Consider the following 21,703-nt stretch of genomic DNA (forward strand, 5'->3'; position numbering starts at 1 on the left):
GCTGCGAGCCGACTCCCTTTGAGAAGGAGTGAAGACAGATGAAGGTGCTCTTTATCGTAAGCGAAACTCTGCAAAACAGGCTGGGGGGAACCGACCGGCGCAAGCCGCTCAAAAACCAGGAGGAAATCCACTACGGTGTCTCCTACATATCGGCCATGCTCAAGAAGCACGGCCATCAAACGGATGTTTTCGTTGTGACCCGGCACACCCGGCCAAAGGAGCTGGACCGGATCATTGAAGCTTTTCGTCCCGGATTGATCGGCTTCTCGGCCGTGTTCCGGGAATTTCCGAGCATTATGGAAACCGCCCGGCAAGTCAGGGAGCGGCACCCCGATATTTATCTGCTGCTCGGCGGAGCGCAGGCGACGCTGGAGACGGCGGAAGCAAGCCTTGGCGCTTTCGACGCGGTCTGCGTGGGGGAAGGGGAATATCCGGTGCTGGAGCTGGTGCAGCAGCTGGAGAGGGGAGAAGCGCCGGGAAAAATCCCGAATATGTGGATCAAGCGGGACGGCGTTCTGGAGAAAAACCCGACGCGGCGCTTTAACGAGCGGCTGGACGAGCTTCCGTTTCCGGACCGGCAGATGTGGCAGAAGTGGATCAAGAACCCGAAGAGCATCCACAACATCATCATCGGGCGCGGCTGCCCGTTCAACTGTACGTACTGCTGCAATCATGCGCTCCGCAAGGTGGCGTCCGGGCAGTACGTGCGCTTCCGGTCTCCCGAGAACATCATCGCGGAAATCCGCCAGATTCTGACGGAGTTTCCCGAGACGGAAACGATCTTCCTTGAAGCGGAGGCGCTGAACCTGTACCAGGATTTTCTGTATGCGTTCTGCGATCAGCTGGCCGCCTTCAACAAAACCCTGCCCAAGCCGGTCAGCTACGGAGCCAACATTCGCCTCAGCCCGAACAGCGACATCGAAAAAACGATGCGGGCGTTCGCCAAAGCGGACATTATGCTCGTCAACATCGGGCTGGAATCCGGCAGCGAACGCATCCGGCGGGACATTCTCAAGCGCGGCGAATATACCAACGACGACGTGAGGAGGGCCGTCAAGGCAGCCAAGCGGTACCACCGGCACACGATGCTGTTCGTGCTGCTGGGCGTACCGACGGAAACCTACGACGACTTTTTGGAAACGCTCGCCTTGACCAAGGAATGCCGGCCTCATTTTATCCATCTGGGCATTTTCACTCCGTATCCCGGAACCGAGCTGTACGACCGGGCGGTGGAGGAAGGCAATATCGAGAAAGACACGTACCGGGAAAAAGGACGCAGCGTCGCCTCGCTGGATCTGGCCGATTTTCCGAGAAAACGGGTGCAGCGGGAATACCTGAATTTTTTCTCGAACGTGTACGCCCGGACCTTTCGGCAGCGGATGGTCATGCGCCTGTATTCGTATTTGATTCTCCGCTGGAATTCCGCTTTCTTTTTGAAGCGTGCCTTAAAAATCATGCGTTCCGCATAAGCCGGTACGCGGACGGAAGGAGGAAGCGGCATGTCGGCTGCAGCCGGTCCCGAATCCCGGCGGATTCCCCCGATTGAACCGTTTAACGACGTTTACTTTTTCAATTGCTTTTACAGTGCGCTGTTTCCGGTGGTCCGCGCCTTTGGCGGCAGCCCGCTGCCTTTTTTTGCCAACGGGCTTTTCGTGTACCGCTGGAACGGGGAAGCCGGCGGACCCTGTCTGGCCGCTCACTGCCACCGAACCGCGGAGCTGGCGGCTCTGCTGGAGCGCTCCGGACTCGAAGCGGCGGTGGAGGAGACGGACCGGCTTCCCCTTTTGCTCAAGGAAGCCCTTGCGGCCGGACGTCCGGTTATTGTGCGGGTGGACTGCTTCTATGAAACCGTGCGTCGCGACATGTTCGGAATCCGTCATTGGCAGCACGCTCTGCTGGTGTACGGCTACGATGAGGAGAGCGACCGGGTGCGGGTGCTGGAGCAGAGCGACCTGGAAACGCTGGATTACAGGCCGGTCTGGCTGCCGATGGAGGTGCTGGCGGAAGCGTATCACGGCTTTCTGGAGCATCTGCGCCTTCCGGAGGAGCCTTCTTTGTATGTGATCTCCCGGACTTCATCGGGCGCTCCCGCCCAAGCCGCCGCCTTGCCGGAATTAAGGGCCGAATACGAACACAACTTGAGTGCGGGGCGTTCGGACATTCGGCAAGGGCTGGAGGAGCTGGAGCAATTCGCCGGCCTGTTTCGCGCACGCATGGGAGATGCGGACTGGCTGCGGGAAGCGTGCGGCGGGATCGTGCTCGGCCTGAACGACATTATTGAAGCGAAGCGGGCGCAGCAGTATTTCCACGCCGCCTTGTATGGAGAAACCCCGCCGTTTATGGACCTGCAGACGACTATTACCGATCGGTGGAAGAACGTTCGGGCGGTGATCGCCAAGCTCCTTTACTCCGGCCGGTTAAGACCGGCGTCGATGGCGGCCGCCTTGGCCGACCTGGAGGAAATCCTGCGGCTCGAGCACGAATTTTACAAGCGCTTTTGGGAAAGGGGGGGATTTGCGGATGTGCAGCTTTCTCGTGAGCACCAGGCCGATCGTTGAGCTCGCCAAAGCAAACCGGTATATGCAAAAAAGAGGGCCGGATCATACGTCGGAGGTCCGTTTCGGGCGGTTTTTCATGCTTCATAATCTGCTCAGCATAACGGGCGCGTTTACCCCGCAGCCGTTCATCCGCGGGGGAACGGCCGCGGTTTTTAACGGCGAAATCTACAATTTCCGGACGTTCGGAACGTATGCCAGCGACGGGGAATGCCTGCTGGACTTGTACCGCCGCTGCGGAACGGAGCTGGCCCGGCCGCTTGACGGTGAATTCGCCCTTTGCCTTGCGGACGAAGACCAGGGCCTGCTGATCTTTTCCACCGACGACTTTAAAACCAAACCGCTGTGGTACAGCCTGGAGCCGGACGGAGCCGGAGTCGGCACGTACAGGAGCGGCTTGGCCGCGCTTGGCCACCGGAACATCCGGGCGGCCAGGCCCAATACCACGTATGTTTACGACCTGGAGACGGGAAGCCTGACGGAACGCCCGGTTTACGGATACGATCTCCGGCAGCACAAAGAAGATTACGGCGACTGGATCGCGGCTTTCGAGGATTCCATTCGCAAGCGGACGGCCGACGCGCAGGCGGGCGTCTTTCTGGGCTTAAGCAGCGGTTACGACAGCGGAGCGATCTACTGCGAGCTGTTGAAGCAAAACGCCCCGTTTGCCGCCTATTCCATTGCGGGCGAGGAACGCCTGGATTTGCTGGCGGACCGGCTTGCGCTGCATGAACCTTCCCGTCTGCTGGACACCGGGCGCGACCGGCTGAACGGCGTTTTCCGTCATCTGTTCAAGCACTGCGAACCGTATGAGCATCCCTATTTCGACCTGGCAAAAGACCCCTCGACCTGGGGGATGTCCGTAATTTGCGAAGAAGCGGTGAAAGAAGGGCGGCGCATTTTCCTGTCGGGAACGGGGGCGGACGAGATTTTGTCCGATTACGGCCACAACGGGACGAAATACAACCCGAACAGCGAGTTCGGCGGATTGTTTCCCGAGGCGCTGGAAGGGTTTTTCCCTTGGCGGAATTTTTACGAGGGCAGTCAGGAGTGCTACCTGGCGCGGGATGAATACGTCTGCGGCTCCTACGGGCTGGAAGCCCGGTATCCGTTTCTGGACCGCCGGGTGGTGCAGGAGTTTCTCTGGCTGACGGCCGAAAGCAAAAACCGGACTTACAAAGCGCCGCTTGCCGCTTATTTGAGCCGAAACGGTTTTCCGTACCGCGAGGAGAAAATCGGCTTTTTTTATGACAAGCGTCAGGAGCCGGAGGAGCAGGGGGCCGGGGCGGAGAGCCGATGAGCCGATGAGCGTGCAAAGCCGGGAAGCCCGGTATCCAAAAAAACGGGCGGGCCGCATTGCGGCCGGGGATACCCGGCAGGGCCGTTGGTTGGCTCGAGACGGTCTGACGGACGGAAGGAAGGGGGAAAGTCATGAATGGAAAAGAGCGCATTTGCGTCCCGCTGACGCATGCCCAAAAGAGAATCTGGTATATGGAGCAGCTGCATCCGGGAACCTCGGCCTTCGCCATCGGAGGGACGATTCTGGTCCGCGGGCCGGTCCGCCTGGATTTGCTGGAGGATGCGATTCAACGGTTTGTCGAGGAGACGGAGGGCGTTCGTCTGCGCCTGACGGAACGGGACGGGGAACCGTGCCAGTATGCGGAGCCGTACCGCCGGGAAGCGCTTCGGCGGATCAGCTTCGCCGGCGGTCCCGAGCCGGAGGAGGCGCTCCGCCGCTGGAGCGACGCGCAGGCGAGAGAGCCCTTCCGTCTGACCGGCGAAAGGCTTTACGACTTTGCGCTGGTTACGCTTGGCCCGGAAGCCGGAGGCTATTTCGTCAAGCTGCATCACATCATCGCCGACGGATGGTCCACGCAGCTCATGACCGACCGGATCGCCGGCGTCTATGAGAGCCTGCTTCGGGATGAACCGGCGGTGATGGAGACGCCGCCTTCCTTCCTGGAAACGCTCGAAGGGGAGGAACGCTACCTGGCCTCTCCCCGGTTCGGGAAAAACCGCGCTTTCTGGTTGGACAAGTTCGCGGACCTGCCGGAGGATTATTTGTCCGGCCTCCAGGGAGAGGAGTCCGTGGAGGGCGAGCGGAGGAGCTTCTGGCTGGACGGCGCGCTCACGGCGGCCATCGGGGCCTTTGTGAAGGAGCGGGGCGTTTCGGTCAACGCCTTTTTCGTGGCCGTTTATTTGCTCTGGCTGCACAAGACCCGGCACCGGGACGATCTTCTGATCGGCACGCCGGTCTTCAACCGGTCGGGCCGCTCCGAGCGGAGCACCTTCGGCATGTTCACCAGCCCCATGCCCTTCCGCATTCGGCTGGAGGACAATCAAACACTGGAGGAATGGCTGAAGACCGTAGCCCGGGAGCTGCACAGCTGCTACCACAACCAGCGGTACCCGTACAACCTGCTTGCCCGCGACCTGGATCTGAAAAGAAAAGGATACGCCGACCTGTTTGACAGCTGCGTGAATTACTACAACACGAAGCTTCCCGCCCGGGTAAACGGAACGCCCGTGGAAAACCGGGAGTTTTACAACGGGAGCCAGTTCTATTCGCTGCAGATCGTGATCAAGGACTGGGAAGAGGAAGGGCGTCTGGAGCTTGATTTTGACTACAAGCGGAGCGCTTACTCCGCCGGGCGGATCGGGCGGCTGTACGGCCAGCTTGTTCTGCTCGCCAAGCAGCTGCTGGCTGAGCCGGAAATGCCTATCTGCCGGGCAACGCTGATGGAGCCGGAGGAGCGCCGGCGGCTGGTGGAGGCTTTCAATGAAACCGGCTCCGTCTATCCGGCCGGAAAGACGATTGTCGCCCTGTTTGAAGAACAGGCGGCATGTACGCCGGAGCGAGAAGCGCTCGCGGACCGGGACTGCGTCCTTACCTATCGGGCGTTAAACCGCAAAGCGAACGGGCTTGCCCGAAAGCTTCGGGCGCACGGCGCCGGACGGGGCGAGCGTGTGGCGATTCTTACCCGTCATTCTGCGGAGAGCCTGATTGCCATTCTCGCCGTGCTGAAGACGGGTGCCGCTTACGTCCCCCTGGAGCCGGACCACCCCGCCGACCGGCTGGACTATCAGCTGGCCGATTCCGCCCCGGCCGTGCTTCTGGCCAATGAGGGACTGGAGCGCGGACTGAATTGGCCGGGAACGGTACTTGCGCTGGAGCAGCCGGAGTCCGTGGCGGAAACGGACCTCAACCTGTCCTCTGGCTCGGAGCCGGACGACCCGGTGTATCTCATTTACACGTCCGGCTCTACAGGAAAGCCGAAAGGAACGGTTGTCACGCAGAGGGGACTGGTCAATTACTGCTGGTGGGGGAAAGGGATGTACACGGGAAAGGAGCCGGAAACGTTCGCCTTGTATTCGTCTCTGGCCTTTGACCTGACGGTCACCTCGCTTTTTATCCCGCTGATCAGCGGAGGGCGCATCGCTGTCTACCGGCCCGCTTCCGACGGGCATCCCCTCTTCCGGATCGTGGAAGACGGGAAAACAACCGTGCTGAAGCTGACCCCGGCCCATCTGGAGCTGCTGCGGGACCGGGACTGCCGGGGATCGGCCGTCCGGCGGCTGATTGTGGGAGGCGATCAGCTGAACCGGGGGCTGGCGGAACGGATTCTCGGCTCCTTCGGAGGGGTGGAGATTTACAACGAGTACGGGCCGACGGAAACAGTGGTCGGCTGCATGATCCACCGCTTCGACCCGGCGCGGGATACCGGCGGCGCCGTGCCGATCGGCGTCCCCATCGCCAACACCAAAATCTATCTGCTGGACGGCCGGATGCAGCCCGTTCCGGCGGAGGTGCCCGGGGAGCTGTACGTGGCGGGGGACGGAGTGGCCAGCGGGTACTGGAACCGGCCGGACTTGACGGAGGCCAGCTTCCTGGCGAATCCGTTTGTTCCCGGCCAGCGCATGTACCGGACCGGCGACCTGGCTGTTTTTGCAGCGGACGGCCGGGTGGAGTACATCGGCCGGAAGGACCGGCAAGTAAAGCTGAGGGGCCACCGGATCGAGTTGACGGAAGTGGAGCTGACGCTTGCGGAGCATCCCGCCGTCCAAACGGCCGCAGTGGAAACGGTCACGGACCGGCTCGGCGTCCGGCATTTGTGCGCGTATGCGGTTCTTTCGCCGCCCTCCGCCCTGGAGGACGTCAAGGCGTTTGCCCGCCGCCGGTTTCCGGCTCCCGCGGTGCCGTCCTTTTTCATCGCGCTGGATGAGATGCCGCTCACTTTGAACGGGAAGCTGGACCGGGCCAAGCTTCCAAAGCCGCAGGACCCGGGCGCACCGACCCCTGCCGGGGCTGTTCCCGGGGGGGTCCGGGATTCGGCGGTGCACCGGGTTGTCAGCGGAATTCTCCAGGCGGACCCGGACGAGCTGAGGCCGGACAGCAACTTTTTTTACTGGGGCGGGGATTCGATCAAAGCGATCCAAATCGCCAACAAGCTTCAGGAGCACGGACTTTCTCTGGCCGTCCGCGACATCATGGCCAACCCCGAGCTGGGGCGCATGTATGCCTTGGTCCGCCCTCTGGGCGAACCGCGGGACCATTCCGGGGAAGCGGGGAGCTCGGGAGCGCTGCCGCCGCTTCCTGTAATCGCCCGGTTTTTGCGCGAGGGCGGCCGGGATGCCGCGCATTACAACCAGTCCGTCTTGCTGGAGCTGCAAACCGGGGCTTCCGCCGAACGGCTTGAAGCGATGCTCGGCGAGCTGGTCCGGCGGCACGACGCGCTGCGTCTGAACCTGGACCCGGCCACCGGGACGCTCGCTTTCAACCCGGTTCACAAAGAGACGCCTTTCCGTCTCCGCACCTTTGACCTCCGCGCCGCTCCCGAAGAAGAGAGGGCGGAGGCTCGCCGGTCGCTTGGAGAAGCCTTGAAGGCCGGATTCGATCTGGAGCACAGCCTGTTGTTTCGCGCCGGGTTGTTCGACTTCGGAGAAGGCGGCCGGGAGCTGCTCCTGACCGCCCACCATCTTGTGGTGGATGCGGTGTCCTGGCGCATCCTGCTGGAAGATCTGGACGCTCTTCTCGGGCAAGAGGAGCGGGTCGAGCCGCCCGGTATCCTTCCCGTCGCCTGTTCTTTGCTGCAATGGGCGAAGGAGCTTCAGCCCCGCGAAAACCGGACCGAAGAGCAGGAAGCGGAATCGGCTTTCTGGCGGGAGGAAGCGTGCGCTGCTTCCGAACGGAGCGCGTTACAGAGCGGCCGGGCTCACAGTCTCTACGGAAATGCTCAAGATCAGGGCTTGCTCGGAGAAACCCAAACGCAACTCCCCTCACCGGAAAGGCAGCTCCCCGTGCCGGACGAGCCGCACGGGCGCCGGAACGGTCCGGCGGCAGCCCCGCCCGACATCCGCGTGTGGCGGGGCGAGCTGCCCGAAGCGGTTACGCAGGCGCTCCTGACCGGAGCCAACCGGGCGTACCGCACCGAAACGCAGGAGCTTGTCGTCGCGGGCCTGCTCCTCGCACTATGCGAGTGCCCGGAGCAGGACGGCCCCCGGGTTGAGCTGGAGGCCCACGGGAGGGAGGCGGATGGGGACAATCCGCTCGATGTCTCCCGGACGGTCGGCTGGTTTACGAGTCTCTATCCGCTGTCCTTTCCGGTCCGCCGCGGCGATCCGCCGGAAGAGATGATCGTGGCGGCAAAGGAAAGGCTGCGTGCGGTCCCCCGGCGGGGGCTCGGCTACGGCGTTGAGACGGAGCTTGCGAAACGGCTTCCCCCGCACGGCGAACGGCTGCTCCGCTTTAATTATCTGGGCGGACTGGACACCGCCGCCAGCCGGCGGTTTACGGTTTCCTCCAGGGATACGGGGCGGGACCGGGCGAGCGGCTGCGCGCTGCTCGGCTGCCGGGCCGAATGCAACGTGCTGGTTTCGGACCGCCGGCTGCGCGCGGAAATCCTGTACGACAGCTGCGAGTGGGACCCGGCCGCCGCCGCTTACTTCGGCGAGCGCTTTTTGGCCGGCTTGACGCAGGTGGCGGAGCACTGCCTGGGACGGGAGCGGCCCGTCTTTACCCCGTCCGATTTCGATACCGTGAAACTCAGCCGGCAGGAGCTTGATCTGCTTTTTGCCTAAAAGGAGCTGGCAATATGAACAAACGTATGAGGCTGCTGGTTTGCCTTCTGCTTCTTCCGCTGCTGCTGGTCGGCTTTGCGGGGACCGGGAGGGCGGAGCCGGAGGGCGTCCGGCTCCAGCCCGGGCAGGAACAGCAGCTGGAAAAGCTGATAAGGCATTACATGCGCAAAGGGGACATCCCCGGGTTGTCCTTTGTGCTGATCGAAAAAGGAGAAGTCGTTTACCAAAAGGGCTTCGGGTACGCGCGCAAAGACCCGAAAACCCCGGTGACGGAAAAGACCGTCTTCGAGCTGGGGTCCACAAGCAAGGCGTTTACCGGTCTGGCCGTCCTGAAGCTGGAGGCGGCGGGCAAGCTCCAGCTGACCGATCCGGTCTCGCGGTATCTGCCCTGGTTTGAGATGACGTACAAGGGCGCTCCCGTTGAAATCACGCTGGGCCAGCTCTTGTATCAGACCTCCGGCATCCCGGCCCGGACGATCGGAAAAATTCCGGCCAGCGCCGGGGACGGCGCGCTGGAAGAAACGGTGCGCCTGCTCTCGGGAGGCAAGCTGGAGTACAAGCCGGGCGAGCGCTTTTTGTATGCAACGATCAATTACGACATACTCGGCCTCGTGATCGAACGGGTCAGCGGACAGTCGTATGAAGCCTTTGTGGAGCAGCATGTCTTCTCGCCGCTTGGCTTTCAGCATGCGTACGCCTCCCGCGCGCAGGCGTACGCCCTGGATACGATGGCGGCCGGCTACAAGCCGGGCTTTCTGGCGCAGCGGGCCTACGCTGCCCCCACATACCGGGGAAATACGCCCGCCGGCTACATCCTGCTGGATACGAATGATCTGGTCCGGTGGCTGAAGGCGCAAACCGGAACCGCCGCGATTGCTCCGGAGCTGCGGAGCCTCATCGAAAAATCGCACGAGCCGGACCGGAGCGTCGCGCCGGAACCGGACGGTTCTTCTTATGCGGCGGGCTGGCAAGTGTTTCAGAAGGGGACGGGCGAGCTGGCGCACGCCGGGGCCAATCCGAATTTCTCGTCCTACATTCTCTTTCGTCCGGGCTCCCGATTCGCCGCCGCCGTGATGGCCAACAGCAGCTCGGACTACACGGGCACGATCGTGCAGGAGGCGGTCGCCTTCCTGGACGGAGTCAAGCTGGAGAAGCCCCAAACCAAGGACCAGATGTTGAACCTGGACCGGTTATGCACGGCTTTGACCGGCGTTTCGGCGCTCATTTTCCTGGGCAGCCTGTTCGCCGTCTGCCGGCTTCTCGCGGATGTCCGGCGGAAGAAGCGCCGGGCGCTCCCGCCGAGCCGGGCAAGGCTTGCCAGGCTGGCCGGTTCGGCCCTTTTTCTGGCCGGCTTCGGCTACTGCCTGTATCTCATCCCGGAGCTTCTGTTCGAAAAGGTTCCCTGGAGCTTCGCGGCGGTTTGGGCGCCCTTCAGTCTGATTCCCGCGCTCACCGTACTCTTTGCGGCGTCGGCGTTGTTTCTGGCCTATCTGCAGCTTTTGCAGTGGTTTCCGCTGGAGTCGGAAAAGCCGTTGTTCGCCCTTGTGCTGCTCAGCTTCGTAAGCGGCTTCGGCAACGCTTTCGTGATCTTCACGATCAATTCCGCCCTTGACCGGAAGGAGGCGCTCTACAGCGCGCTGTCGCTCTATTTTGTGCTGGGCCTCGTTCTCTACGTCGGCGGGCAGAAGCTGATCCGCACCGAGCTGATCAAGCTGGCCACGGGCATGATTTACAACAAACGCATGCAATTGATCGACCGCGTGCTGAATACGTCCTATGAAAAAATGGAGCGGGTGGAGGAAGGCGCCATTCAGGCGGGACTGAACAACGACGCCGAAGCGGTCAGCCGTTTGCCGGGCGTTGTGATCGGAGCGCTTACCGGCGCGGCGACTCTGATTTGCTGTCTGGCGTATCTCGGCACCATCAATTTTTACGGCCTGCTTATTTCCATTGGCATTATCGCGCTGGCCGCCGGGCTGTACACGGTGGTGGGCCGCTCCGCAAATGTCATCTGGGAGCGCACCCGGGACATGCAGAACGCCTTCTTTTCCTTTATCGATCATCTGCTGCAGGGCTTCAAGGAATTGAAGATGAAGCAGGCGCGCCGCCATGCGTTTCGCCGCGCCATGGACGAATGCTGCGACGGCTACAAGGAACAAAGCGCCCTGGCTTCCATGAAGTTCGCCAACGCGTTTATCATCGGCGAGCTGTTGTTCACCTTCGTTATCGGAACGGTCGCTTTTTTGTTTCCGCTTCTGTTCGACACGATCCAGACGTCCGAGCTGCGGGCGTATATTTTCATCTTTCTGTACATGACCAATCCGGTGCATTCCGTGCTGGACAACATCCCCGAGCTGTTCCGCATCCGGGTGAGCTGGCGGCGGCTGCAACTCGTCATCGACCGCATGCCCGCAGAGGATGCGCTTTCCGCAGCAAAGCCGGAAAACGAAGAGCTGACGGAAGGGGAACCGGCGGCGGAACGGGAAGGCGAGGCGGGCGGGGCTGCGAACGGCGGGGAATGGACTTCCGGGGAGCACACGGCGGCCGGCCGAAGCGAACCGGCGGGCCGGCCGGCTTTCGGCGGCTTCGGGCTGGAGCTGGACGATGTGGCGTATACCTACGGGCAGGAAACCGAAGGCTTCCGGGTCGGACCGCTCACCATGCGTTTTCCGGCGGGCGCCGTCACCTTTATCACGGGCGGCAACGGAAGCGGCAAGACAACGCTGGCCAAGCTTCTCACGGGCCTGTACAAACCGTCGTCCGGCCGGATTTTGCTGAACGGCCGAACGATTCCCTCCGAACAGCTGGGCGAGCATTATTCGGCGGTCTTCAGCGATTTTCACTTGTTCCACGAGCTTTACGGCATTCCTTATGAAGAGAAGCGCGGGCAGCTGGACCGCCTGCTTGGCGTTCTTCAGCTGAACCGCAAGCTGACGGTTACGGAGGGCCGTTTCGACCACCTGCAATTGTCGACCGGCCAGCGCAAGCGCGTGGCGCTTTTGATCAGTTACCTGGAGGACCGGCCGATCTTTCTATTTGACGAATGGGCGGCGGACCAGGACCCGGAGTTCAAGCATTTTTTCTATCGGACGCTTCTTCCCGAGCTCCGGGACAAAGGCAAAATCGTCATCGCGATCACGCACGACGATCACTATTTCGATGCGGCCGATCAGGTCTACAAACTTACCGCAGGAATGCTCGACGCTGGTCCATCTTTTCCCAAACAGGAGGTTGTCGCGCATGGAATCGGAGCGCAATAGGCTGGGCATCATGGGCAACGCTTTTCGGGTGACGTCTTCGCTCGACGCCGTATTCGGGTATGACATCGCCGTCAACGACACGTTTCAGGCGCTCTTGCGGCACAGCCGCTATGAAGAAATGGTTTGCTTCGGAGACCCGACGCAGTATCAGCACAGCGCCATGGAGCGCAAGTACAAGCAGACCCTCCGGAGGCATGGCAGCGGAATGTCCCTTCGGATGGTGTCGGAGCTGGAATTGATCAAAGGAAACACCCCGGTGGACCTTGATGTCCTCCACAACGTCAGCATGGAGTTCGCGCCGCTGGTGTACCTGCGCGAGTTTTTTGCCGAATCGTTTTTTCCGGTTACCTACACCATTCACGGCGCGAGCTATCCCAACTACCTGGACAGCCTGTACCTGCTCAAGCTGCTGATGCCGTTTCGCGCCTACGACTCCCTGATTTGCACCTCCGCCGCCGTAAAGCGAGCAGTCGAGGCCATGCTGGAGCATGTCCGCGACTCGCTGGCCCGAAGCGGTCAAGCCCGGCTTCATTATGGGGGCCGGTTGGACGTCATCCCGCTCGGGGTCGACACGGAGCTGTTCCGGCCCCGGGAGAAAACGCCGCTTCGCCGGGAGCTGGGGCTTCCGGAGGACGCTTTTGTCGTGATGTGGCTAGGCCGGATTTCGGCCTACGACAAAGCGGACTTGCTGCCGCTTCTGGTGGTGTTCAAGCGGCTCGTGGAGAAAAACCCGGAGAAACGGCTCTGTTTCGTCATCGCCGGGCATGACCGGCAGAACATGCCGATGCTGCCCGCGCTTGAGGCGTATCTTGCAGGGCTCGGCATCGGGGAGCACGTCCGGCTGATGCCGGAGCACGAGGTCGGCAAGCGGCATCTGCTGCTGGCGGCCGCCGACGTGTTTGTGTCCCCGGTCGATAACATTCAGGAAACCTTCGGCATTACGCCGATTGAAGCGATGGCCTGCGGCGTCCCGCAGGTCGTTTCGGATTGGGACGGCTACCGCGATACGGTGGCGCACGGCGAGACGGGCTTCCGCATTCCGACCTACTGGATGGAATGCGACGAAGACATCCGGCGGGCCGCGCTCCTTCCCTCCGAGCCGCTGCAGCGGACAGGCGTTCATCACTTCCTGATGAGCCAGTCCGTTGCGGTCGATTTGGGGCAGTACGAGGCGGCCCTTCAGACCCTGCTCGACCAGCCGGAGCTGCGGGAGCGCATGGCGGCGGAATCGGTCCGGCGGGCGCAGGCGCGCTTCGGCTGGACGGCCGTGATTCCGCAGTACGAGGCTTTGTGGGACGAGCTGCGGGCGATCCGCAGCCGCACGCCCCACAGCGACCAGCGGGACCGGCTTTCCTTCCTGCAGCCGGTGTACTGCAAAGGGTTTGCCGGTTACCCCACCGCGTTTCTGGACGAGTCGCTGGTTTTGCGGATCACGGAGGAAGGGGATGCGCTGCTGGACGGCGGGCATCCGTTTCCGTTCCATTATGACATTGAGCGGCATTTCGACGAGTTCCGGCTTTCGCTGGAGCTGCTGGGGACGCTGCGGACGCAGGACCAGAGCGGAGAAGGCGTTCCGCTTCCGAGGCTGCTGGCCTCGCTCGGCGGCGGCTGCAGTGCGAGCGTGGCGAAACGGAGCGCCATGTGGCTGATCAAGCACGGGCTGGCGGCGGCTGTTCCGGCGCCGCCGGAGCCCGAGCCCGCCGCCCGCGGAGCGGAGGCGACGGCGTCATGACCCGCACCGCGTATCTTTTTCCGGGACAGGGCGCGCAGCACCCCGGAATGGGCAAGCGGCTGTACGGCCGTTTCCCGGAAGCCCGGCAGACGTTTGAGGAAGCGAGCGACTGCCTGGGCTATTCCATGGAACGGCTGTGCTTCGAAGGAACAGCAGCCGAGCTGGCGCGGACGGAGGTGACCCAGCCTGCCGTTCTGACGGCTTCGGTCGCCGCCTTCCGGGTGCTTCTGGCCGTGGGGCCGCCCCCCGTGTACCTCGCCGGTCACAGCCTGGGCGAAATCACGGCGTTGACCTGCGCCGGTGTGTTCGCCTTTGCGGACGCGCTCCGGCTCACCCGCATCCGGGGCCGCCTGATGCAGGAAGCCGATCCGGCCGGAGAAGGCGGCATGCTGGCGGTGCGGGATGTGGAGCAATCCGCGCTGGAAGCCTTGTGCGCCCGGGTTTCCCGTCCGGGAGGGGAGGCGGCCGTCTCCAACCTCAATTCCTCCCGGCAGCTGGTGGTTTCGGGCCGGCGGGAGGCGCTGACGGCCCTTCAGCCGCTCGTGGCGGCCGCCGGAGGGGCCTCGGTTCCGCTTGCGGTGAGCGCCGCTTTTCACAGCCCGGCCATGGGCCCGGCCGCCGAAGCGTTTCGGGACGAGCTGCTGCGCCTGCCGCATCGGCCGTTTCGCTGGCCGGTCGTCTCCAACGTGACGGCCCGGCCTTATGCCGGAGAAGAAGAGGTCGTGCCGCTGCTGACCCGGCAGCTCACCGCCCCGGTCCGCTGGCTGGAAACGGTCCGCTTCCTGGAGCGCGAGCGGGTGGAGCGGGGAATCGACCTTGGGCCCGGCGCGGTCCTGGCCAAGATGAACCGGGACAACACAGGGACAATGGCGGTGCTGGCCATGGACCAGACGGAAGACCCTGCGGAATCGTTTGGCGCGCTGGCCCGGAACGGCCGGCTTGCGGCGGCACGGCGGTTTGCGGCGGGGTGCATCCGCGCCGCGGTCAGCGAGCCGAACGGCGGGGGGACGCCGTCCCCCGATTACGCCCGGCGCGTTTCCGAGCCATATCAGGGGCTAACCCGCCTGCGGAAGGAACTCGAAGCCGCCGAAGACGCGCCTGTCGGACAGGCGGTCCAGGCGGCGGCTCTCTTCCGTGCGCTGCTGGAAACCAAAGGGATTTCGCCGGACCGGCAGAGCGTTCTTCTGGCGTCGCTTTGGGAAGCATCGGAAGCCGGCGCGGCTTATGGCGCGACGCTCCCGGGGGTCCGGACGGGAGTGATGCTGCCTTGAGGCTCGTTGATTACGTGGATCAAGCTCTGGAGAGGCGAAAGCGGGAGGACCGGGGGAACGCCCTCATGGTGACGGTCAACCCGGAGACGAACCTTTCTTCGGGCCTGAACTTTTTTCCCCCGCCGCGCCTTTACCGGGACGAATACGAGCGGGAATGCCGTGCGGGCGTCTTCACGGCCACCTACAGCACCAATGCAGGACACGCAGCCGTGCAGGCCGCCCTGCTTTTTTATGAACGTTATGCCGCCGGAGAGGAGGAGGACCGCCCCGTTTCTTTTCCCGAAGCGGCTTGCGCCACCCTTGGCGCGACATACGGCATCACGGTATTTATGGAGTATTATGCCGACCGGCATCCGGCATCCTCCGTTTTGCTGCTCGGCTTGAACTACTATCTGTTCTACGAATGCTGCATGCGCTACGGGCTGCGGGAGGTTACCTTGACCTCCGGGGAGCCGGACCGGATTGCTCCGACGCTTGCGGAAATTGCCGCCGCCATCCTGGCGCACCGTCCGGGGCTGGTGATCCTGGCGCTGCCGCTCAATCCGTCGGGCGAGCTTTACAGCGAAGAGGAGCTGGCGGCGTTAATCCGGCTTCTGAAGCCGTCAGGGGCCATGCTGCTGATCGACAAATGCCAGCTCGACGAGTTTGCGGAGCCGTTCCAATTCGTCAACGTGAACCGCGTCGTCGAGGAACAGGGCTACGGTGAAAAGACCGTGGTCATCGGCAGCCTGTCCAAAACCCGCAGCCTTCCCGGGGCCCGCATCGGGTACGTCTTGTCTGACCGGGCGTTTTACCGGTACCTTACCTATTGCTGCGAAATGCATTATTTCAGCGTGCCTTCGGTCTACATCCTGCCTTTTATCTTCGATGTTCTGTTTCGGGCGCTGCATCTTCAGAAAAGGCGGGCGGACGGAGAGAGAAACCCGGCCGTTCTGCTCCGGCGCTTTCGGGAGTCGGCGCTCATCGGCGCCGGGAAAGCATTTTATACGGAGTTTTTAAAGCCGATGGTCAAAAATCCGCAGCTTGCCGAGGAGGCGGCAGCCTTTGCCGGGGAAATCGCCCGGACGAACGCCGCCATCCTGCAAAATTACGCCTGCTTCCGCGGCAAGCTGGCCGGAACGGCGGGGGGACGGACAACCCGATTGGGGGGCGGGTTTAACTTTTGCGCCTGCCTGGACGGAATGAAGGGGACCGAGGGGGTGGATTTTTGCCTGCGGCTTATGAAAGAGACCCGGATTCTGCTGCTTCCCGAAACGTCCTTCTGCAACAATATCGTACGGAACCCGGACGGCCCGTTCTGGTTTCGCGTTTCCGCCGCGATGCCGACGGACCGCTTTGCCGGGCTGACCGACCGTTTATTTGACTATTTGGACCAACAAGGAGGACTTGCATGAACGTCACCCGTCCGGCCGGCTGCGCCTCAAACGAAGCGCCCGGCGGAGCGCCGCTTCTTCGCCTTCCGATGGAGGAGCCGCTCCTCACCACGTTCAATCTGTACGGCAACCTGCTCTCGATTATCGGCTGCGGGAATACCGTGCAGCCCTGGCTGTTCAATAATTTTATCCAGCTCCGGTATGTGGAGGATTGGCAGACGCTGTTTTTCGACGGGCACCATCAGCTGCTCGACAACTGTCCCTGGCTCACGCATTATTCCCTTCCCCGAAAAGTGATCGGGCAGCGGTACGGCTCGCTGGAAGCGTGCATCCGCGAGAGCCTCGACAACGGCTGCTATGTCTATTTCATGATGAACCAGCGGTATCTGGCCCAGTCCGGCTCATACCGAAAAAACGATCGTTGGCACGAGGTGCTCGTATACGGATACGACGCCCGCACCGGGCAGGCTTGCATCGCGGACAACCTGGTCTACGGAAAATACACGCACGTAACCTGCGGGTTTGATGAACTGGAGGACGGGTATTGGAGCATCGGCGCCGACGACCCGTTTTTTCACACCGTTCATTTGCTGGAGCCCTTGGAAGAGAACGGGTACCTTTTCGATGTGCGGCAGGTGAGGGCCGGTTTGGCCGCTTACGCCCGTTCGCAGCCTTCAAACGACCTTTCTTTTATCGCAACCTGCCGCTTCGGGCTGGAAGCCGTCCGCCACGTCGTGCCGGGGCCGGAGTCGGACCTCGATATCCGCGCGCTGCACCTGCTATGGGAACACAAGAAGCTGATGGTGCTCCGGCTGGCTTATATGAACGAGCGGGGCCTTCTGCCGGGGGCGCCGGAGCTGATGGAAGCCTACGGGAAAAGCCGGGACCGTCATTATGCCATCCGCAATCTCGCCGTCAAGCACCGCATCACCGGGGACCCGGCGCTGCCGGGCCGCATCGGCCTGCTGCTGGAGGAACAACTGGAGCAGGAAGCGGAGCGGCTGTCCGTTCTGCTCGCCCGGCTGCCCGAATAAGCCCGCCTAGCCGCGAAACTTTTACCAGAGGTGACCCAATGAAACCCTATTTGCCGTGCCTGACCAAGCTGGAAATAGACATTACGTACGCCTGCTCGCTTAAATGCTGCAACTGCAACCGGGGCATCTCGGCCTTCCCGACCGGTCCGCATGAAACAATGACCGTAGAGCAGATCCGCTCTTTCATTGACGATTCGGTGCGGCTGCGCTACCCGTGGGAACGCATCAAGGTGATGGGCGGCGAGCCGACCCTGCATCCGCGTTTTCTGGAGATCGTAGACTTGCTCGACGACTACAAAAGGACCCACAACCCGGCGCTTGACCTGCGGGTGAGCTCAAACGGAACGACGGCCAAAACCCGCGAACTGCTGCAGCTGGTAGAGAGGCGGCACCCGTCCATCATCGTCGAAAACTCCGGGAAGACCGGCAATTTCATCAAAGGGTACTCGCTGGTTCATGTGGCGCCCCGGGACCTGTACGTCTACAAAAACCACCGGTACGAGGGCTGCTGGATTCCGGAGGAATGCGGAATCGGAATGAACTTCGCGGGGTTCTTCTGCTGCTCCATCGGCGCCTCCATCGCCCGTTTGTTCGGTCTGGACCTGGGAGCAAAGCAGTTGGACAAGCTGACGCTGGAAGGGTTGACGGCGGCCTATGACGACCTGTGTTCGCTTTGCGGCATGTATCACAACCTGAAGGCGGAGGAAGACCCGATCGAAACCATCTTGTCGCCCTCCTGGGAACAACGAAAAGCGGAAGCCGAACGGCAGAGGCCGGCTTCCGCGGCGGCGGAGAGGTGAACCGATGGCGAGCGTCGACTATCTGGTGGTCAGGGATGTGCCGGAGATTCCGGCTTTGTGCGAACGGGCGGCGGAAGAGGGCGTAAAGGGCCTGACTTTCTCCGTCTTGTATGAGGAGACGGGTTCAAAGGAGGCGATGCGGGCGGAGAACGTCGAAGAACGGCTCCGCCTGCTACGGGAAGCGAAACGGAGGCATCACGGACGGACGAACGTGTACCATGGGCTGGAGTGCCGGACCGATTTCCGCGACCGGGAGCCGCTGCTGCGGCATCTGCACGAAGCCGCATATGATTACTGCGCGGTGTCCCTTTCGCCCCCTGCCGGGGTTGCCGGAGAGGAAGAGCGCGAGCAAGGAGCGGAAACGGAGTGCCAGCGGCGGAGAATCGAAGGGCTGCTGCGGAATCTGGGGCATTTTGATGCGGTAAGCGGAATCGAAGCGCTGGCGGCCTGGAGCGAAGCGGCCTTGCCGGAGCCGGAGCGCCGGGAACGAACGGCGCTTGTGGACCGGGTCCTGCAAGCGTTGGCGGACCGGTACAAGGCGCTGGAGCTGCAAACCGCGGCCATCCTTTCCCCGGCGGGGCTGTCTTGGGGCGACCAAGGAGAACGGCCGGGCCTGGAGGCTGTGCTTGTCCGGTACAAGCGGCTCGGAGGCCATCTGATCACGCTTGGGTCCAGCCCGGCGGAGCTGGAGAAGGAGGCGCGGGACGGCATGGCGGCCCGTCTGCGCCGTCTCGGCTTTTCCTACGCGACGCATTACACCTGCCGCCAACCGATTTACGATAATTTACTGGAATAGCAACAGGCCGCATTCGCCTGTCCATCGGCAGCAAGGCAAGCGGCTCTTAGGGGGCGCGCGGACCGGCTTTTCTTACCGAAAAGAAAAGGGGTCTTGTCCATGAAAACGGTTCTGCCTCTGGGAGAGTCACCGGTGGTATGCTTTCAGCATCACGCTTACACGCTGTCCATCAGCGCGCTCCATCCTTCCTTTTGGGACTGGTTTTACAGCAATTATGTCCAGCTTTCGTACTACCGTCCGGACCGCCATCTCAATTTTTATTTGTGCTGGGCCGTCAAATCGTTGTCCCCGCTGGTCACGGATATGTATTTGACCAAAACGGCTGTCTCCCGGTACGTCGATGTGCTGCAAATGTTCCGGAAGGTCTTGGACGAAGGCCATTACGTTGTTTCGTTTCTCGATGAATTTTATTTGGCGGACCGCTGGGTGTATCAGCGGGAGCATTTTATTCACGATATTTTGATTTACGGGTATGACGATGAGAAGAAGATTTTGCATGTCGCGGGCTTCAAGGAGAACGGAACGTACGGGTATTCAGAGCTTCCCTTTTCCGGCTTTACGGAGGCGTTTCTCCAAATGCATGATTCGGCGACCGGTATGGTGCAGTGGGCGGACGGCATTCACCTCTATAAGCCCGATGACAGGGCGGAGTACCGGTTTGATTTAACCTCGCTGATCAGCCTTCTGGAGGATTATCTTTATTCGGAGAGCACAGCCAGCCGTTTCCGCAGCCTGCAGAATCCGAAAGACGACGAAATCTTTGGCCTGAGGACCTATGAGCCTGTGCTGGATTACCTGAACGAAGGGGCCCCCCCCGAGGGACTGGACCTGCGGATGTTTCATTTGATCTATGAGCATAAAAAAATCATGACCGCCAGGCTTTTGTACCTGTCCCGGCAAAAAGGGCTGGCGGTGGACCCCGATCTGATCGCGGGCTTTGCCCGGCTGGAGCGCATGGCGCTTGCCGTGCGCAACCTGTGCCTGAAGCTGAAGCTGACGGCCCGGTCCGACGGCCCCGCCAAAATGGGCGAGCTTTTGCGCACCATGCGTGCACAAGAAACAGGGCTCTTTCAGAAGCTGATTCCGCACTTGAGAAAATTAAACCGCGATGCGGTTTCCGGCCGACGGGCAAAGGACAGGGAGAGGCATGCTTCGGTTCTCTAGCGGGCCCCGCTTGTTTCCAGCCATCCCTCCGGTTAAGACCTTCTTCCCTTGCAGATACTGACCGAAAAAGGACAGGAGGCGGGGGAGTGAAGCAGACGGGAAAAGGGCTGAACGTATGGCACCTGGTTATGCTGGCTCTGGGCACCGTGGTGGGCGGCTCGTTTTTCCTCGGATCGGCAGTGGCGATCCGCGCGGCGGGGCCGTCCGTACTGATTGCCTACGTGCTCGGAGGCGTTCTGGTCTATTTTATTTTATCCGCTTTGTCGGAAATGACGGTCGCCCGGCCCGCCGTCGGGTCGTTTCGCACTTACGCCGAGCAGGCGTACGGACGCGGCGCCGGCTTTACGGTGGGCTGGGTGTATTGGACCGGGCTGGTGCTCGGGATGTCAAGCGAAGCGACGGCCGCCGCAATCCTGCTGCGCGGCTGGTTTCCCGGCCTTTCGATTCCCTTGGTCGGGGTGGGGGTTATCGCGGCGGTGACGCTGCTGAATCTGCTGGGCGCCGACCGGCTGAGCAAGCTGGAGAGCGGGCTTGCCGCCGTCAAGCTGCTGGCGATCGCCGCCTTCGTCCTGATCGCGGCCGGACTGGCCTTTTTCGCGGCGACCGGACGCTTTGGCATCGGCCGGGGGGCGGGCAGCGCCACAGCGGGATTGGACGCGCTGCGGGGGGAGACGTGGTTCCCGGGCGGCATTCGCGGCATTGCGGGCAGCATGCTGATCGTTATGCTGACTTACGCCGGGTTTGAGGTGCTGGGGCTGGCCGCCTCCGAAACGGCCGACCCGGCCCGAACAGTGCCCAAGGCCGTCCGCGCGACGACCGTCGCGCTGGTCGGCTTCTATTTGGCGGCAATGGCCGCGCTGTTCCTGCTGCTTCCGTTTCGCTTGGCGACCGGTGAAACAAGTCCGTTTGTATCGGCTCTTAGTTTGCAGGGACTTGGCTGGGCGGGCGATGTCATGAACATTGTTCTGGTGTCGGCCATTCTGTCCACGATGCTTGCGTCCCTGTTCGGCTTGGGCCGGATGCTCCGGTCTCTGGCGGAGGAGGGGCATACCCCCAGTTGGATGAAGGACCGGGGAGAAATCCCGTATCGCGGCATTCTGATTTCGGGGGCGGCGATGCTTGCCGGTCTGGGCCTCGGGCTGCTGCTGCCGCAAGGGGTGTATCTGTTTCTTATCAGCTCAAGCGGCTTCTCGCTTCTGTTCGCTTACCTCGCCATTGTGGCGAGCCATTACCGGCTGCGCCGGCGAAACGGCGGTAAGGCGCTGGCCGCCGGTACGGGCTTTCCGGGCTATCCCTTCACGTCCTGGTTTTCCATGATCAGCCTGGCGGCCATTCTGGTCAGCATGCCGCTCATCCCCGGCCAAAGCGGCGGCCTGATTGCAGGCCTTACGCTGGTGGTTTTGTTTGGCGGCGCGTATGCCGTCATCCGGCGCTTGGAAGCGCGCAGGCAAGTCCCGGCCGGGCGGGTGCCTGCGGTGGAGCGCCCAGTGCAGGCCCGCCTGCCGCAAACGGCGGAACCTTTGCCGCGCCCGATGCGCGGCCATCCGGCTCCGATGCCGGCCCGGTTTGGGCCTCTGCCCGCCGAAATGGCGGAGGAGTTGACCGCGCTCAAGAAGAAGCCGAAGCGCGGCGGTTGACTG

At 62.3% G+C, this 21,703-nt stretch carries 13 protein-coding genes; all 13 read left to right on the top strand.

Annotated elements, in window-relative coordinates:
* Positions 1-38: 38 nt before the first annotated feature.
* The 13 genes from AC6I6H_RS12410 to AC6I6H_RS12470 all read left to right on the top strand — a co-directional run bounded on the left by AC6I6H_RS12410 (position 39) and on the right by AC6I6H_RS12470 (position 21,700).
* A complete protein-coding gene (locus tag AC6I6H_RS12410) occupies positions 39-1,469 on the top strand; it encodes a B12-binding domain-containing radical SAM protein (protein ID WP_497954141.1) in 1,431 nt (476 codons plus the stop codon).
* Positions 1,470-1,499: 30 nt separating this feature from the next.
* On the top strand, positions 1,500-2,558 hold the full coding sequence (locus AC6I6H_RS12415) for a BtrH N-terminal domain-containing protein (RefSeq protein ID WP_497954143.1): 1,059 nt from the start codon (positions 1,500-1,502) through the stop codon (positions 2,556-2,558).
* Complete coding sequence (locus AC6I6H_RS12420; protein ID WP_497954144.1) at positions 2,521-3,855, top strand: asparagine synthase-related protein; 1,335 nt, start codon at positions 2,521-2,523, stop codon at positions 3,853-3,855. The genes AC6I6H_RS12415 and AC6I6H_RS12420 overlap by 38 nt, the downstream gene beginning before the upstream one ends.
* A 131-nt stretch (positions 3,856-3,986) precedes the next feature.
* Complete coding sequence (locus tag AC6I6H_RS12425) at positions 3,987-8,633, top strand: amino acid adenylation domain-containing protein (RefSeq protein ID WP_497954145.1); 4,647 nt, start codon at positions 3,987-3,989, stop codon at positions 8,631-8,633.
* Positions 8,634-8,647: 14 nt separating this feature from the next.
* A complete protein-coding gene (locus tag AC6I6H_RS12430) occupies positions 8,648-11,893 on the top strand; it encodes a serine hydrolase (RefSeq protein WP_497954146.1) in 3,246 nt (1,081 codons plus the stop codon).
* On the top strand, positions 11,874-13,625 hold the full coding sequence (locus AC6I6H_RS12435; RefSeq protein ID WP_497954147.1) for a glycosyltransferase family 4 protein: 1,752 nt from the start codon (positions 11,874-11,876) through the stop codon (positions 13,623-13,625). The genes AC6I6H_RS12430 and AC6I6H_RS12435 overlap by 20 nt, the downstream gene beginning before the upstream one ends.
* A complete protein-coding gene (fabD, locus tag AC6I6H_RS12440; RefSeq protein WP_497954149.1) occupies positions 13,622-14,896 on the top strand; it encodes an ACP S-malonyltransferase in 1,275 nt (424 codons plus the stop codon). The genes AC6I6H_RS12435 and fabD overlap by 4 nt, the downstream gene beginning before the upstream one ends.
* On the top strand, positions 14,893-16,290 hold the full coding sequence (locus AC6I6H_RS12445) for an aminotransferase class I/II-fold pyridoxal phosphate-dependent enzyme (RefSeq protein ID WP_497954150.1): 1,398 nt from the start codon (positions 14,893-14,895) through the stop codon (positions 16,288-16,290). Before fabD ends, AC6I6H_RS12445 begins: the two co-directional genes overlap by 4 nt.
* Entirely contained in the window at positions 16,287-17,303 is a 1,017-nt protein-coding gene (locus tag AC6I6H_RS12450) for a hypothetical protein (RefSeq protein WP_497954151.1), read from the top strand. Before AC6I6H_RS12445 ends, AC6I6H_RS12450 begins: the two co-directional genes overlap by 4 nt.
* 38 nt (positions 17,304-17,341) lie before the next feature.
* Complete coding sequence (locus AC6I6H_RS12455) at positions 17,342-18,103, top strand: radical SAM protein (RefSeq protein ID WP_497954152.1); 762 nt, start codon at positions 17,342-17,344, stop codon at positions 18,101-18,103.
* 4 nt (positions 18,104-18,107) lie between these two features.
* A complete protein-coding gene (locus AC6I6H_RS12460) occupies positions 18,108-18,899 on the top strand; it encodes a PHP domain-containing protein (RefSeq protein WP_497954154.1) in 792 nt (263 codons plus the stop codon).
* Between the two features lie 99 nt (positions 18,900-18,998).
* Positions 18,999-20,063, top strand: a complete 1,065-nt coding sequence (locus AC6I6H_RS12465) for a cysteine peptidase family C39 domain-containing protein (protein ID WP_497954156.1) — start codon at positions 18,999-19,001, stop codon at positions 20,061-20,063.
* A gap of 86 nt (positions 20,064-20,149) precedes the next feature.
* A complete protein-coding gene (locus tag AC6I6H_RS12470; RefSeq protein WP_497954157.1) occupies positions 20,150-21,700 on the top strand; it encodes an amino acid permease in 1,551 nt (516 codons plus the stop codon).
* The last annotated feature ends 3 nt before the right edge of the window (positions 21,701-21,703 follow it).

This window comes from Gorillibacterium sp. sgz306347, assembly GCF_059735245.1.